Raw genomic sequence first — 14,982 nt, 5'->3', positions numbered from 1 at the left:
AATTTAAGAAAGAGGGGGTTAATTAAGCTATGAAAGCTAGGCTAGCAAAATGGCGTCTTTTCACTATTTTTAGCATGTTGACGCTGGTTCTGTCTGGCTGTGGTGAACCGTTCCTTTCCACGCTGACACCTGCCGGAGAAGTTGCTCAATCACAGTATGATTTAATGGTTCTGAGCACGGTCATCATGGTCTTCGTAATTATAGCAGTTACTGCTGTCTATTTAATTGCTGTCGTCAAATTCCGTCGTAAAAAAGGCGATGAGAAGAAAATTCCTAAACAAGTAGAAGGCAGCCATGTTTTAGAGATTGTGTGGACCGTTATTCCAATTATTCTTTTATTAGTTCTTGCTGTTCCTACAGTAACTGCAACGTTTAAATTTGCAGATGTGCAGGACATGGAGAAAAAGAATAAGGATGGCGAACGCGAAGCATTGGTTGTTAATGTTCGCGCGAACTTATACTGGTGGGAATTTGAATACCCAGATCAAAAAGTTGTCACTGGACAAGAATTAGTGGTGCCAACTGATCAAAAGGTTTACTTCCAGATTAAAGCTTCTGATGTAAAGCACTCGTTCTGGATCCCTGCTGTAGGCGGTAAAATGGACACTAACACGGATAACGTGAATAAAATGTGGCTAGAGTTTGATGATGAAAAAGCAAAAGACGCCGACAACCTGTTCTATGGTAAATGTGCGGAGCTTTGCGGCCCATCACATGCTTTAATGGACTTTAAAGTTAGAGCACTTCCAAAAGCTGAATTCGATCAATGGATGGAAGATATGAAAACAGCGAAAGAAGAGACTCCTGCTGATCCTGAAGCACAAGCAGGACAGGAAATCTTCAAACAAAACTGTTTAAGCTGTCATGCCGTTACGCCTGAGGATGCGCGTCCGGAACAAGCTCGTCTTGCACCGAACTTAGCAAACTTTGGAGAACGTACTCGTGTGGCTGGTATTTTGGATCATAACGAAGATGAATTGAAAAACTGGATTAAAGATCCAGAGAAGTACAAACCAGGAAACAAAATGACAGGTACTTATGGCGAGCTTTCCGATCAAGAGCTTGACCAGTTAGCAACATACTTAATGAGCTTAAAAGTACAAGATTAATAGAGAATAAAAAGGGAGGTTAAACCGTTGAGTACCATTGCAAAAAAACAAGGTTTCGCAGCCACTTTATGGGATTATCTTACGACAGTAGACCATAAAAAAATTGCGATCCTTTACCTAGTTGCGGGTGGAATCTTCTTCCTCATGGGCGGCCTAGAAGCAATGCTTATCCGCATTCAGCTTGCTGTACCAAATAATGATTTCGTTAGTGCAGGAATGTATAACGAACTTATAACGATGCACGGTACAACAATGATTTTCTTAGCAGCAATGCCTTTATTGTTTGCTTTTATGAATGCGATTGTGCCACTTCAAATTGGTGCCCGTGACGTAGCATTTCCATTCTTAAATTCGCTTGGATTTTGGCTGTTCTTTTTCGGCGGATTATTTTTGAACTTATCTTGGTTCCTTGGAGGAGCACCTGATGCTGGTTGGACTTCTTATGCATCCTTATCATTAGCCTCTGAAGGACATGGTATTGACTTTTATGTACTTGGTTTACAGGTCTCAGGTTTCGGTACACTTATTGGCGGGATCAACTTTTTAGTTACGATCATCAATATGCGTGCTCCTGGTATGACTTACATGAGAATGCCTTTGTTCACTTGGACAACATTCGTAGCGTGTGCTTTGATATTATTTGCATTCCCTCCATTAACAATCGGGATCTTTATGTTAATGTTTGACCGTTTGTTTGGAGCTAACTTCTTTAATGTAGCAGCTGGCGGTAACACAATCATCTGGGAGCATTTCTTCTGGATCTTTGGTCACCCAGAGGTATACATTCTAGTATTGCCGGCATTCGGTATTTTCTCTGAGATCTTCTCAACTTTCTCAAGAAAACGTTTATTCGGATACTCTTCAATGGTATTCGCAACTGTTCTGATTGGTTTCTTAGGCTTCATGGTATGGGCTCACCATATGTTTACAACAGGTATGGGTCCTATTGCCAACGCGATCTTTGCGGTAGCAACGATGGCGATTGCCGTTCCTACAGGTATTAAAATCTTTAACTGGATCCTAACTATGTGGGGCGGAAGCATCAAATTCACCGTTCCGATGATTTATGCGATTGCATTTATTCCATCATTTGTTGCTGGTGGGGTTACTGGAGTTATGCAGGCATCTGCACCAGTAGATTATCAGTTCCATGATTCTTACTTTATCGTAGCGCATTTCCACTACGTTATCGTAGGCGGTGTAGTATTTGCATTACTTGCTGGTACACATTTCTACTGGCCAAAAATGTTCGGTACAATGCTTAGTGAAAAACTTGGAAAAATTACATTCTGGTTCTTCTTTATTGGATTCCATTTGACATTCTTTATTCAGCATTTCTTAGGCTTAATGGGGATGCCGCGCCGTATCTGGACTTTCCTTCCAGGTCAAGGGCTTGAAACTGGAAACATGATCAGTTCTGTCGGAGCTGCTTTCATGGCTGTGGGTGTAATTGTTCTATTGATTAATGTTGTAGTTACATCTGTTAAGAATGTAAGAGTCGGCAACGATCCTTGGGAAGACGGCCGTACACTAGAATGGGCAATTTCTTCACCGCCTCCATTCTATAACTTTAAACAAACACCGCTTGTTCGCGGATTAGATCCATTATGGTTAGAAAAAATGGAAGGCAGAACTGAGTTAACACCGGCTGAACCAATTGGTGATATCCATATGCCAAATAACTCATTTGTTCCATTTGTTATTTCTCTTGGCTTGTTCATCGCTTGTTTCGGTGCAATGTACCAAGTGGATGACAAAGCTTGGGCGATTCCAGTATTAATTGCGGGTATGGCTGTAACTTTAGGAGCTATGTTCTACCGTTCTGTAAAAGATGACCACGGATACCATATTCATAAAGAAGATTTACTTGATGATGCTGATAAGGGGGGTAAGGCATAATGCACGCAGATGAAAAATTCACACCGCAAACATGGCCTGAATCGCCTGAAAAGGCAACCCTTGAAGGCAAGAATAAATTTTTAGGCTTTTGGTTATTCTTAGGCGGAGAGACTGTATTGTTTGCTTCTCTTTTTGCCACTTATATTGCACTTAAAGATAAAGTGCCAAGTCCCGATCATGCACTTGCCAAAGACTTGTTCGAATTGCCGCTCGTATTCGTTATGACGATGCTTCTTTTAACAAGTTCACTGACAAGTGTGTATGCAATGTATCACATGAAGAACTATAACTTTAAGCGTATGCAGGCTTGGTTATTGTTCACTGTTATTCTAGGATTAGCGTTCCTGGGTTTTGAAATTTACGAGTTTACTCACTATTACCACGAATTTGGACACACGTTTACAAGCAGTGCATTTGGTTCTGCTTTCTATACGCTAGTCGGATTCCATGGTGGACACGTTGCATTCGGATTACTATGGATTACTACATTGATGGTTCGAAATGCAGGCAGAGGATTGAACCTATACAACGCACCGAAGTTTTATCTTGCAAGTCTTTACTGGCATTTCATTGACGTTGTATGGGTATTCATTTTCACTGTAGTATACTTAATGGGAATGGTGGGATAACTGATGGCTAATCATACATCTAATTCAAACAACCCAAGAGTTAATTACGATTATCGCAGAAGAAAAAGCGCGGAAGAAATGAGAATGCAAGTTGTAACATTTACGATGATGATTTTCTTTACTGTCATTGCTTTCGTAAGTGTAGCTGCAGGGTTTTCTAAATGGTTTATCATCCCATTTATTTTACTTCTTGCTGTTATTCAAGTTGTATTCCAGTTGTACTACTTCATGCATATGAATCATAAAGGTCATGAAGCGCCTCAATTATTTATATGGTCAGCGGTAGTTATCGCGTTTGTTACAGTATTAGCGTTCATGACTGTTGTCTGGATCTAATAAGTTCAATCTTGAAAAAACCAGCCCTTTGAGGCTGGTTTTTTTAGTGGATTCATTTGAGATATAAGATGCAATGTAAATTAGGATTGTCAAGAACTTGTCAATACATTACATTGAAGGTCGAAATGTGTAGAGGTATAATGGTACTTGAAACATCTCAAAAAATGAAGAGGTGATAAATAATGTCCATAAGTATATTTGGGTTCCAGGCGCTATGGAGTCCTTTATTTATGTTAATGATTGCATTTGTAACGGCTCTCTACTTTTTAATTACCGTCAAATGGCGTAAAGATTTTAAGGTAAGCGAACCATTAACGAGGAAGCAGGCTGTCCTTTTTATTTCAGCAATGGCTGTTTTATATGTGATCAAAGGATCACCGCTCGATTTAATGGGGCATATTATGTTTTCTTACCACATGGTCCAGATGGCCGTTCTTTACTTAGTGGTTCCGCCACTATTAATTAAAGCAATTCCGTGGTGGGTTTGGAAACCTGTGCTTGAACTGCCTGTGATTAAACCAGTGGTGAATTTCTTCACTAAACCAATTATTGCTCTTGTCTTTTTTAATGGATTATTCTCTTTTTATCATATTCCATTAATTTTTGACTTTATTAAAGTAAGTGAGACATTGCATGGTCTGTATACGTTTGTCTTATTTATTTTCGCCCTATTTATGTGGTGGCCATTAATGAATGAACTTCCTAATGGCAAGCAGCTAAGCGGATTGAAGAAGATCGGATATATCTTTGCAGATGGTGTCCTTTTAACTCCTGCGTGTGCGCTGATTATTTTCGCTTCTACACCTTTATATGCCACTTACAGTGATTCAAGTTCATGGCTGCAGGCAATGGAGTTATGTGTGCCGGTTAACACCTTGCAAGGGTTAAATTTAAGCGGGCCAGAATTATTTTCAAATATGCCGGTTGTCGAGGATCAGCAGCTTGGCGGGGTAATTATGAAGATTATTCAAGAGATCGTATATGGAATTATTCTTGCGCAAGTGTTCTTTGCCTGGTTTAGAAAAGAAGAAGAGAACGGTGATGCGATTACAGAATCAGCGTTATTGCAGCATCAGGCAAAACTTAAAAGCGAGACTAGCCGTTAGGATATAATTTTTTGGGGGAAATCCTACATTCTAGTCCTATAAAAGAAATCATGAGCAAAAGAGAGAGAGGTTCGAAATGTCTGTTCCAATATTGCCTACTATTAGTACATCATTTATCGTGTTAAGCGCCATATTTGTAGCAATTGGCTGGGTGCAAATTTCACAAAAAAAAGTGGAAAAACATAAAAAAACAATGTTAACCGCTGCTGTATTTGCGATTATCTTTTTCATTATTTATGCAAGCCGCACGATCTTTATCGGGAATACTGCTTTTGGTGGTCCGGATAACCTGAAAATTTATTACACTTCATTTCTTGTGTTTCATATTACTTTGGCTACAACTGGAGCAGTACTCGGTATTATTACGATCATATCTGGATTGAAAGATAATTTAACTAAACATAGAAAGCTTGGGCCTATTACAAGTGTCGTTTGGTTTTTTACAGCCATTACAGGTGTGGCCGTTTATATGCTGCTTTATGTGTTATACGAAGGTGGCGAAACCACTTCTGTCATTAAAGCCATCTTAGGTTTTTAAAGAGATAATAAAAAGCGAAGAACCGATGGGTTCTTCGCTTTTTATATTGATATTAAACGGTAAATTGGCTAATTTCTTCTTTAATATCTTTCAAGATCTTCTCGCAAGTTTGAACTAATGACTCTGGGAAGTGCTCATCATCGCCATATTCTACACCATGAGGATAATAGTGCTTGCCAAGCAAAGGTTTCATTAGTTGAATATTGCCCTCAGACGCCCCGACATCACCTGTTGTTGTATAGCCTAAAACACGTAAATAGTATGTACCTTCTTTTAGTTCAAATTTGCGGTCAAAAGTTACACGCTCATAATCCCACTGACCAGCAAGAACTAAACCATGTGAAGCCATAATGTCTTCTAAGCGGTTAAAGTCAACCTGCACTGTTTCTAATTCCGTATTTTCAAATCTCATGAAATGTCCCTCCTGAATTTCATCGGCTTTGCCCGTTTTCATTAATTACAAAATAGTATATAATTCCTTCATTTTTTATAATAGTCGAAAATGAAGCTACTTGCAATCTATTGATAAGGATTGGAAGTGACAATTTAACAAAAGTTTTGGACATTCTTTCATAGGAACCCTGTCAGCTGTAATGTTATAATGTGAATGTTGAATGGCAATAATGGATACATATAGAAAGAAGGGAGGGATTCATCTGAGATCGGTGATAAGAATCTTAATTGTTATGTCAATTATTGTGATTGCCACTTTATATATGAATAATATGGAAGAAAAGCAAGTGTTAGAAAATTCTTCAAAACACCCGAAGATAGATACGAGTAATTCTGTTTCCGTTCCAGAAGAGCATCAGATATCTCCAGGCAAAATGCCCGTAAAAGGAATAGGTTCCTTCATAGGAAAGCAATCTGGAGATTTAAAGACAGCTTTTGGTGAGCCTATTAGAAAAGATCCTTCCGCCTATGAATATGAGTGGTGGGTTTATAAAGACGACAAACACTATGTTCAATTCGGTGTAGAGCATAATCAAGTAGTTACTGCGTATGCCACAGGCAAAACGGAGGTTGCTCCATTCAAAATTGGACAGCCAGCTAACGAAATCTTTGCAGCGAATGTACTCGATACTGAAATTGTTATTAATCATAAAAAAGGAAATTATCGCTTTGAGTTATCAGAAGAGGATTTCAACATTAGGCCGCTAGTGCGTCTGGGGGATATTTATGTGCAATTATATTTAGATAAATTTACTGGAACCCTTTCAAGCGTCCGATATCTCTCGAAAGAAACCTTAATTAAACAGCGTCCTTATGAAATGGTGTATCGCGGAAAGCTATTGTCTGCCCCAGAGCCAGACGACCTTACATGGAAAGAGATCGAACAGGGAAGTGAAAAACAAATCTTAGACATTACAAACATGATAAGAAAGCGGTTCGATTTAAGTTCTCTCCAAGAAGAAATAAATGCTGCAGAGGTAGCTAAGCTTCATAGCCGTGAAATGCATGATAAACAATATTTTGCACATGAATCTCCGTCTAAAGGGAATTTAGGGGATCGTTTAGACTCAGCAAATATTAACTATCGCTCAGCCGGTGAGAACATAGCAGCTAATTATGTCGATGCTCCTGCGGCCGTAGAAGGATGGCTTAATTCTGAAGGTCATCGGGAAACGCTGCTTGGAGATTTCACTCATTTAGGGGTGGGTGTCTACAAGAAGTACTACACACAAAATTTTATTACTCATTAAGAAAAGAGGTCAGCTCAACTAATCGCTGGCCTCTTTTTACGTCAGTCACCAGTTGGTTGTTTTACTATAAAAAAGCTCCCGGTCGCATGAGCTATTTTTTGCCCGTTATCCCCAAAGCATTCGCCTTCTATTACCATCGTTTTGCTTCCTTTGCGAATAACTTTTGCCTTTGTTATCAGTTCTGTTCCTTTGCCCGGAGACAAATAATGTATATTCAAATTAGTTGTGACGGCTCCGTACCCTGCTGGAGCTTTTAAATTCGCTAAATTTCCCATAGCTGAATCTAATACAGTCGCAGTAATCCCCCCATGAATGATGCCGAGAGAGTTACTTAGTAAATCTGTAATAGGAATGGTAATGATGCATTCATCTTCGGTTATTTGCCGGTTCATATGAAGAAGTCTGCCTATGTAGGAGCCGTTTCCTTCGATTTTTTCTGTGAAACCGGTTAACAGCTGGCTTAAAATCTCAAGCTCCTTCTCATTGGCAGCAGAGACAGCCTTTTCGAATAATGTGTTCAATTCTTTCATTTGTTCGTTCCTCTTTTCAATCGTGAATTTTCTGTATATTTTCATGTTATCACGTTTAAGCATTGATAAAAAAGTTTTTCACTTTTTATCTGTTTTTCCATAGAGTGTTAATAGAAAATAACATGGGCGGGGGATGAAAGCGTGAGTGCACACTTTAAACATCCAAAGATTGCTGAATTTAAACAATATATTTCTGAGCGGCCGGAATTAAAAATGCAGGTGATCAAAAGGGAGCGCTCTCTGCAAGATATGTTTGAGGAATGGTACACATTTGGAGATGTAGAAGTAGAAGAGTCCACGGAAAGAGTCCAAGAAGAATCAAGTAAAACGGAAAACGACTGGGTGAACGGGCTATTAGATGCTTTATCGTCTTTTGACGCTTCACAATGGAGTGCTTATATTAAACAGATTCAGTCGGCTTTAGAGACTGTTCAAATGGTCATTTCCACTCTAAACACCAAATAAAAGAAAATGATCGAGGAGGGCGCCAGAAAATGAGAATGGACATAATGAAGAAAATTCAAGACGATAAAGACTTGCTGGTTTATTTAAGACATGAGCCTAAATGGTATAGGTTATTGGGACGTAATCCATACGATTATTCTACATTTGAAAGAGGAAGTTTAAACTTTCATAAAAAAACGATTCCTCATCATGTTGAAAGAGTAAATGGAGGCTTGCAAATGGCCTCTTTGCTGCTATCTATGCTGCAGTCTCAAAGTCCGTCTCCCAATTCTTCCGAAGAAAATATTTCACCTGAAGAATCTCCACAAAATCATCAATAAAAATGGTCATTTCTGCTCACACTAACAAAAAGGAGTGGTGAGCATGAAATATTGGATGATAGCTTTCCTGGTCTTGATGGCGGGTTGCAGGCAGGACTTCCCAGAACCCGAGAATTTATCAGCTGAACCTATGGTAACGAATGCTGAAGAAGTCGCTGCTAAGAATGGATCGATTCGGCATCTCATGAGAGGAAAACACTTATTTGTTGAGTGTGTGGTTCCAGGTGTAACATTTTCTGATCGTGATAAAGAAGGGTCCATCTATGGGAAAGCCTCTGTTTATATAGATGGAAAGTATTACAGCAGTTATCATACGGCAGCGTTTATTGTCAAAGGCATAGAGCCTGGCAGGCACGAAGTAAAGGTCAAATTGACGGATAAAAACAACAAAGCAATTGGGTTTGAAAAACAATTTTTTGTCGTGGTTCCTTAAACCATTTTTATACGAATGAAAAATGTGATAAAATGGTTGAATGGAGGTGGGCTATGTGCTTACAGCTACTTTAGAAAAAATCGAGACGATAGAGAAAGCGGAACAACTTGCTCAAATGATCTTACAATCTGAAACCGCGGAAAACTATCGTTTATGTTATAAACTTTTATATACGACACCGGGGACAAAGGAGAAAATCAGCCGTTTCAGCCGGTTAAAGGAACAGTATGAAGAAGTTCAAAGGTTTGGACGCTATCATCCCGAATACAGCCGTGTGATGAAAGAAGTGAGGGAAGCGAAGCGTGAAATGGATTTAGATGATCATGTCACTGCCTTTCGTGTGGCTGAAAACGAGCTGCAGGAGCTGCTGGATGAAATCAGCGTATTAATTGGCCATTCGGTATCAGAGGGAATTAAAGTGCCAACGGGCAATCCATTTTTTGCATCAAGCTGCGGTGGAGGCTGCGGAAGCGGCTGCGGATGCTCCGCTTAATCTTCAAGTTAAAGATCAGCAGGTGTCAGCGGCTGATCTTTTCTTATTGATTCTCGCTTTCTGTCTATGCTAGACTTAATAAAAAGAACATTTGGGGAGATATTATGTTTACTGAGCGACAGGCCTTAATCGTTTGGCTTCACAATACCAAGCCGGCTAAATCATTGCGCAAGTATGGAAATGTTCACTACGTTTCAAAGCGCATGAAATATGCCGTCGTATACTGCAATCAAGAGGATATTGAAAAATTGGCGGAGAAGCTTTCTTCCTTGTCGTTCGTTAAAAAGGTTGAATTATCATTCAAGCCTTTCTTAAAGACCGAATATGAGAATTCAAAACCTGATAAAGCTAAAGAGTACGATTATAAAATTGGCGTGTAAAAAAGCAGAATCTAAAACGATTCTGCTTTTTCATTTATTGCATTTCCGGTATGTAATGATTAAGCCGCAGAATGCCAATTAAATACTGATAAAATAATTCTTTTTCCGCAAACAAAGCGGAAGGCTTTACATCAAACTGAATAACCGTTTTATTTAATTGTTCAGCTGTTTGCATAAAAAGGTCAAACCTTTGATTAGGCTTTTCATGCGGATAAGGAATTCCTTCTCTGCATATATAAAGGGGCTGGAACTTACCGGGATGTGTCGGCTGAAGGATCACGACCAGGGATGTCCTGGATTGATCTTCTTTTCTTGAATGCAAAGCAGCCATGTGCAGCAGTCTGTGCTTATTATTTTGAGCGATCTCGATCAATTCGTATAGATCTGAATACCCTTCACCGAGTTCAATAAAACGTTGAATCAAGGGAAAACCTCCGTTTCAATATGAGCAAATCTTTATACCAATCTTCATTGTATCTCGTGGCGGAAAGAACCTCAACCTTCAATCCCTTATAGAAAAAATTTATAAATATGTCATGATCTCCTCTCCATTCACCGGTTAAATTTGCTATCTTATATATAAGAGAAGAATTTACTATGAGGTGGGACGAATATGATTAAAAAGTCCTTGTTTGCTGTTTTTATATTATCTGTTATTTCCGGGGTAATATTGTTTGTTCAATGGCTGGGTTTTGAAAAAAGTTCTCAAGCGTTTAGTGAAATGGAGTTAGAACAATTAATTAAAGTGGAACATACAGCCAGCGGTTTTAAAATTGTCCAGCAACTAACAAATGTGCCTAAAGATAAAGATTTATCAGTTGTCGTTCCTCCACAGGCTTTAAATATTAGCTGTGAAAATAAGTCTGATCAATGCTCTTTTAGAGGCCAGCTCGGAGTGATCACTCCTGGCAAGTCAACGGTGTCTATTTCTTATACTCTTAAAGATCAGGGAGGAGCAGCCGCCTTGCTGCTTTCCGATTGGTTTATTAAAGTGAAAGAAGCCAATCTGTCCTATACAACGATTGAATTGACAGAAAGAAAGCTGCGTGAAGGAACCTGGTATTCTAATGCAGACGAAGTGAAAAATCAAAAAGGAAAACTGGTTGACTTCTACTTGTTTGAAAGAAAAGGAGAAGCAGTGGATCTATACTGGCAGAAAGAACCTTTAAGCCGCATGACGTTTAATAAGAAGATTACAGTATATGCACCAAAAGAAACAGTCATTAACAGTGAGGTATTTAGTGAAGTAAAAGGAGTAGCCGATTTAGATCCGCCGCTCGTGATTATGACAAAGGCGCATCCATCGTATTCCTCTGCTACATTGGTTCTTGTTCAGGATGAAAATCAGTTAGGGTTATTGTCAGACCAATTTTTAATTCAGTATATTCATCGTGCTTATCAATTTACAGAGGGCCAGAAATGGTTTAGTCAGCTGATTCAGGCTTATATGAAGAATCGGCCGGTTGGTTCACCGAAAGCGCAAGAAATGTATACTCATTTACAAACAAAACTCTCTAAAGATCAGCACGAGAAATGGAAAGAGAAAATTCTTCATGTGAAAGAAAGGGTGTTAACAGCGGAGGAGATGGATCAAATGCTTTCTTCCGTTGTTAAGCTAGACACCCATTTTTTCACCGAGAACAAAAATGAAAATCAGCTATTCAAACCGCTTACGCTTTATGATACTCGTCCTGTTTATATCGAAGAGGGGCGTTCAGAAGTTCAAATGGTACACCGAAATGGCATGATCTTATTTCCTTTACAAGAAACTCTTGAAGAGTTAGGTTTCTCTGTTAAAGCTGTTTCGAATGAAAGAACGCTTTTAATTAAAAAAGAGTATGATACGTACCGGTTTTTCCTTGATCAAAACCGATTCATATTAAATGAAGACGATTACGGCATTTACAATAATGCCTTGCAAACGATTGATGGCGAGGTATATATCGACAAAAACTGGCTGCAAAAAATTTTCCTGACTTCTGTTAGTGAACAATCCGACCGAATTTCAATCAATATGCTTGATTATAAATAATTGAGGTGGATGAGCAGTCTGTAAATAAAAAAATATAAATAAACAAAAATAACCCTGCTGACAATCAGCAGGGTCCTTCTATGCCTATATAGACAGAAGGCAAAGGGAGAGGAGAAATCGGAAAAGGACTTATGGGGAATCTAAGTCTTCTCCTAATCAACAACATCCCGAATGATGTTGTTAAAACTAGTATGTACCGATTAAATGATTTTTAAACGCTAAATATCTTATAAAAAAGACAGATATCTGGTTTTTTAAACAATTCTAGCTTCAAATTGGGAAGTATGATAACATAAATGAGAAAATCTAGGATGAATGGTGAGTATGTATGCGAGTTATTTCTGGTGAACACAAAGGTATTCCCTTGAAAGCGGTACCAGGGCGCGATACACGTCCAACCACTGACAAAGTAAAAGAAGCAATTTTTAATATGGTAGGCCCTTATTATTCTAAGGGGACGGGACTTGATTTATTTGCCGGGAGCGGAGGCTTAGGCCTAGAAGCACTCAGCAGAGGGTTTGACACAATGATTTTTGTAGACCGGGATATGAAAGCGATCCAAACAATAAAGGCAAATGTCGCTTTATGCCATTATGAAGACTGCTGTGAGATTTATCGAAACGACGCAGAACGCGCATTAAAGGCTATTATTAAAAGAGGCTTAGTTTTTGATGGGATTTTTTTAGATCCTCCTTATCGAAAGCAGCAGCTTGAAAAGCTTTTATCGCAAATTAGTGAACATCGCCTGCTTAGTGAAGATGGATTTATTGTTTGTGAACACAGTTCTGACATCTCTTTGCCAGAGGCAGCAGGGAATCTGAAATTGATGAGAGAAGAAACCTACGGGATCATCCGTGTCTCAATATATGAATGGTCTGAAAGATAAGGAGGAAGGACTGTGGCTAGTATTGCCGTATGCCCGGGAAGCTTTGATCCAATCACGAATGGACATTTAGATATTATTCAAAGAGGGGCAAAAGTATTTGATCAAGTGTATGTCGTCATTTTGAGCAATTCGTCAAAAAAGCCGCTTTTTTCAGTGGAGGAGAGAGTGGATCTCATTCGCCAAGTGACAGTGCATTTACCAAATGTGAAAGTAGACAGTTATAATGGCTTGTTAGTTGAATATGCCAAAAGTATACAAGCGAATGCGATTTTAAGAGGCTTGCGCGCAGTATCCGACTTTGAATACGAAATGCAGATTACTTCGATGAACCGGGTGCTTGATGATCATTTAGAAACATTCTTTATGATGACAAACAGCCAGTATTCTTTTTTAAGTTCAAGTATTGTGAAAGAAGTGGCGAAGTACCAAGCAAATATTTCAGACCTCGTTCCTAAAGAGGTTGAACTGGCATTAAAAGAGAAGAACCAAATGGATCTATAGAGACAGACAAAAAGAAAAACACCCTCAGGTTGCGAGGGTGTTTTTCTATTGATTCTCTTTTTGTTCATTTTGGTAAGCGATTAATACGATTTCTCTGCCGGTTTCTGAACGCAACTTTTCTTCAAATGACAGAATTTTTTCTACAGTGCCCGTTTCTAAATCAGCTACATTAAATTGTTGATCCATGAACTGACCTCCTTTATTTTTCTACTACAAGGATGTCCAATTTGTAAACACTATATTCTTGATCAGCCTCTCTCGTTTATTTTGCGAGCCGGGCATAGAAATACATATAAAGAACTAGGGCACCAATTGTAATGACAGGTCCGAATTGATGCAAAAAGGAAACGGCTTCTTCCCAAGGAGATTGCAAAGATTGAAAGACGGGGATCGATTTAGAACTGCCGCCTTGATAGGAATTTTCATATACTGGCTTCCAGCAAACGAATGCAATCATAGCGGAATAAAAGCCGTGCATGATGCGCGCCATAAAAAAGGGAGCAAATCGTATGTCAGTCTCTGCAAGAATGCTGGCTACTTGCGCCTGCACACTTAAGCCGCTGAACCCTAGCACAAAACTTGTCAATATCACTTGCTGCAAAAGGTTAACCTGCTGCACTTGGCTGATCATTTGGCTGCCTAGCGTAATTTCAAATATTCCTGCTATGAATGGGATGCTGATCAGAGAGGAAAGTCCGACCAAATGAAATAATTGTGCGGCACCCATAGCCAAAAACTCAGTGACATGAAGGTGGAAAAGCAGTTTGTTTATGACAGAAAATAAAATGATAAATCCGCCAATCATTAATAATGTATTGATCGATGATACCACAGCTTCGCCAATTAACTTGCCAATGGGGCGTTCATCCTTCGTCCGTTCCCGGTGCATGGCAGAAAAGGCAGATCGGAGAGTAACTCGTTTAGACCTCGCTTTTTCTTCCTCCTTTTCCCGTCCATAAAACCTCATCGTTAAACCTACGAGGAAATTACCCCCATAATGGGCAAGAGCGAGCAAAACTCCTAGGTGAGGATTATAGAAAAAACCAACAGAAACCGCTCCAAAAATAAAGAGAGGGTTAGATGAGTTAGTAAATGAGACAAGTCTCTCTGCTTCAATTCGTGTAAGCTGCTTTTCTTTACGAAGCCTCGCAGCTAGTTTCGCTCCTGAAGGAAATCCTGACGCCATGGCCATCGCCCAAACGAACCCCCCTGAGCCAGGCACCCGGAACAATGGACGCATCATTGGTTCTAACAGGACACCGAGGAAACTGACGACGCCTATCCCAATCAGCATTTCTGAAATGATGAAAAAAGGCAGCAGCGAAGGAAAAACAATTTCCCACCACATATTTAATCCCCGAATGGATGCTTCAAAAGAAGCTTCTGGAAATGCTATTAATGAACCTGCAAAGACTGTGACGAAAATGGCTAAAAGAATGGTTTTCGCTCGAGAAGCTGCCAATCCTTCAATCCCCCTTATCCTCCCTGTAGGCATGCACTGAAGCTAGGATTCATACCAGCATTCATGTACAATATTAGTAACAGGCTTAACGTTTTAATTTAATTTCCCGGTATCAACTTGTCCGGCTTTATTTCAATATACTCATATAAAAATGAAATAG

General features: G+C 39.3%; 20 protein-coding genes. 15 read left to right on the top strand and 5 right to left on the bottom strand.

The annotated features are described in order from the left end of the window. Window positions 1-29 precede the first annotated feature (29 nt). From coxB to JOC78_RS00860, 6 genes are all read left to right on the top strand, one after another. The gene (coxB, locus tag JOC78_RS00885) at window positions 30-1,109 is read left to right on the top strand and encodes a cytochrome c oxidase subunit II (protein ID WP_204552106.1); all 1,080 of its coding nucleotides are present in this window, start codon (window positions 30-32) and stop codon (window positions 1,107-1,109) included. 27 nt (window positions 1,110-1,136) lie between these two features. Further along, window positions 1,137-3,008, top strand: a complete 1,872-nt coding sequence (gene ctaD / locus JOC78_RS00880; RefSeq protein ID WP_204552105.1) for a cytochrome c oxidase subunit I — start codon at window positions 1,137-1,139, stop codon at window positions 3,006-3,008. Beyond that, window positions 3,008-3,637, top strand: a complete 630-nt coding sequence (locus JOC78_RS00875; RefSeq protein WP_204552103.1) for a cytochrome (ubi)quinol oxidase subunit III — start codon at window positions 3,008-3,010, stop codon at window positions 3,635-3,637. Before ctaD ends, JOC78_RS00875 begins: the two co-directional genes overlap by 1 nt. A 3-nt stretch (window positions 3,638-3,640) precedes the next feature. Continuing rightward, window positions 3,641-3,973, top strand: coding sequence for a cytochrome c oxidase subunit IVB (gene ctaF / locus JOC78_RS00870; protein ID WP_204552101.1), 333 nt, complete (start codon window positions 3,641-3,643; stop codon window positions 3,971-3,973). 182 nt (window positions 3,974-4,155) lie between these two features. Beyond that, window positions 4,156-5,079 carry a cytochrome c oxidase assembly factor CtaG gene (gene ctaG, locus JOC78_RS00865; protein ID WP_204552100.1) on the top strand — a complete coding sequence of 308 codons (924 nt, stop codon included), beginning with the start codon at window positions 4,156-4,158 and terminating at the stop codon, window positions 5,077-5,079. A gap of 76 nt (window positions 5,080-5,155) precedes the next feature. Then, a complete protein-coding gene (locus JOC78_RS00860; RefSeq protein ID WP_204552098.1) occupies window positions 5,156-5,617 on the top strand; it encodes a DUF420 domain-containing protein in 462 nt (153 codons plus the stop codon). Between the two features lie 52 nt (window positions 5,618-5,669). On the opposite strand, the gene JOC78_RS00855 is transcribed toward JOC78_RS00860, so the two are convergent. Next, window positions 5,670-6,029, bottom strand: a complete 360-nt coding sequence (locus tag JOC78_RS00855) for a YugN family protein (protein WP_204552096.1) — start codon at window positions 6,027-6,029, stop codon at window positions 5,670-5,672. 244 nt (window positions 6,030-6,273) lie between these two features. On the opposite strand from JOC78_RS00855, the gene JOC78_RS00850 reads away from it, so the two are divergent. After that, window positions 6,274-7,320, top strand: coding sequence for a CAP domain-containing protein (locus JOC78_RS00850; RefSeq protein WP_420829891.1), 1,047 nt, complete (start codon window positions 6,274-6,276; stop codon window positions 7,318-7,320). A 41-nt stretch (window positions 7,321-7,361) separates the two neighbouring features. On the opposite strand, the gene JOC78_RS00845 is transcribed toward JOC78_RS00850, so the two are convergent. Further along, a complete protein-coding gene (locus tag JOC78_RS00845; protein ID WP_204552094.1) occupies window positions 7,362-7,850 on the bottom strand; it encodes a PaaI family thioesterase in 489 nt (162 codons plus the stop codon). 141 nt (window positions 7,851-7,991) lie between these two features. Here JOC78_RS00845 and ylbD point away from each other — a divergent pair, with 141 nt between their 5' ends. From ylbD to JOC78_RS00820, 5 genes are all read left to right on the top strand, one after another. Beyond that, on the top strand, window positions 7,992-8,315 hold the full coding sequence (gene ylbD, locus JOC78_RS00840; protein WP_204552093.1) for a spore coat protein YlbD: 324 nt from the start codon (window positions 7,992-7,994) through the stop codon (window positions 8,313-8,315). Between the two features lie 29 nt (window positions 8,316-8,344). Beyond that, on the top strand, window positions 8,345-8,635 hold the full coding sequence (locus JOC78_RS00835; protein WP_204552091.1) for a YlbE-like family protein: 291 nt from the start codon (window positions 8,345-8,347) through the stop codon (window positions 8,633-8,635). Between the two features lie 43 nt (window positions 8,636-8,678). After that, a complete protein-coding gene (locus tag JOC78_RS00830; protein ID WP_204552089.1) occupies window positions 8,679-9,068 on the top strand; it encodes a hypothetical protein in 390 nt (129 codons plus the stop codon). Between the two features lie 55 nt (window positions 9,069-9,123). Continuing rightward, a complete protein-coding gene (locus JOC78_RS00825; RefSeq protein WP_338023145.1) occupies window positions 9,124-9,561 on the top strand; it encodes a YlbF/YmcA family competence regulator in 438 nt (145 codons plus the stop codon). Window positions 9,562-9,665: 104 nt separating this feature from the next. Then, window positions 9,666-9,941 carry a YlbG family protein gene (locus tag JOC78_RS00820; protein WP_204552086.1) on the top strand — a complete coding sequence of 92 codons (276 nt, stop codon included), beginning with the start codon at window positions 9,666-9,668 and terminating at the stop codon, window positions 9,939-9,941. 34 nt (window positions 9,942-9,975) lie between these two features. Here the strand turns inward: JOC78_RS00820 and JOC78_RS00815 are convergent, their stop codons facing one another. Beyond that, window positions 9,976-10,365 (bottom strand): DUF7147 family protein, encoded by a 390-nt coding sequence (locus tag JOC78_RS00815; protein ID WP_204552084.1) that lies wholly within the window; start codon window positions 10,363-10,365, stop codon window positions 9,976-9,978. A gap of 189 nt (window positions 10,366-10,554) precedes the next feature. On the opposite strand from JOC78_RS00815, the gene JOC78_RS00810 reads away from it, so the two are divergent. The 3 genes from JOC78_RS00810 to coaD all read left to right on the top strand — a co-directional run bounded on the left by JOC78_RS00810 (window position 10,555) and on the right by coaD (window position 13,360). Continuing rightward, window positions 10,555-11,973, top strand: a complete 1,419-nt coding sequence (locus JOC78_RS00810) for a stalk domain-containing protein (RefSeq protein ID WP_204552082.1) — start codon at window positions 10,555-10,557, stop codon at window positions 11,971-11,973. Between the two features lie 328 nt (window positions 11,974-12,301). Further along, window positions 12,302-12,859 (top strand): 16S rRNA (guanine(966)-N(2))-methyltransferase RsmD, encoded by a 558-nt coding sequence (gene rsmD, locus JOC78_RS00805; protein ID WP_204552080.1) that lies wholly within the window; start codon window positions 12,302-12,304, stop codon window positions 12,857-12,859. Window positions 12,860-12,871: 12 nt separating this feature from the next. Continuing rightward, on the top strand, window positions 12,872-13,360 hold the full coding sequence (gene coaD, locus JOC78_RS00800; RefSeq protein WP_204552078.1) for a pantetheine-phosphate adenylyltransferase: 489 nt from the start codon (window positions 12,872-12,874) through the stop codon (window positions 13,358-13,360). 45 nt (window positions 13,361-13,405) lie between these two features. On the opposite strand, the gene JOC78_RS00795 is transcribed toward coaD, so the two are convergent. Together JOC78_RS00795 and ylbJ are read right to left on the bottom strand one after the other, a co-directional pair. Next, window positions 13,406-13,546, bottom strand: coding sequence for a hypothetical protein (locus tag JOC78_RS00795; protein ID WP_204552076.1), 141 nt, complete (start codon window positions 13,544-13,546; stop codon window positions 13,406-13,408). A 76-nt stretch (window positions 13,547-13,622) separates the two neighbouring features. Beyond that, a complete protein-coding gene (ylbJ, locus tag JOC78_RS00790; RefSeq protein WP_239586921.1) occupies window positions 13,623-14,822 on the bottom strand; it encodes a sporulation integral membrane protein YlbJ in 1,200 nt (399 codons plus the stop codon). Window positions 14,823-14,982: the final 160 nt, after the last annotated feature.

The sequence above is a fragment of the Bacillus ectoiniformans genome, assembly GCF_016908875.1.
GTDB lineage: Bacteria > Bacillota > Bacilli > Bacillales > Domibacillaceae > Bacillus_BX > Bacillus_BX ectoiniformans.
Note: the sequence above shows the minus strand (reverse complement) of the source record. Positions and strands in the feature narration are given on the sequence as shown.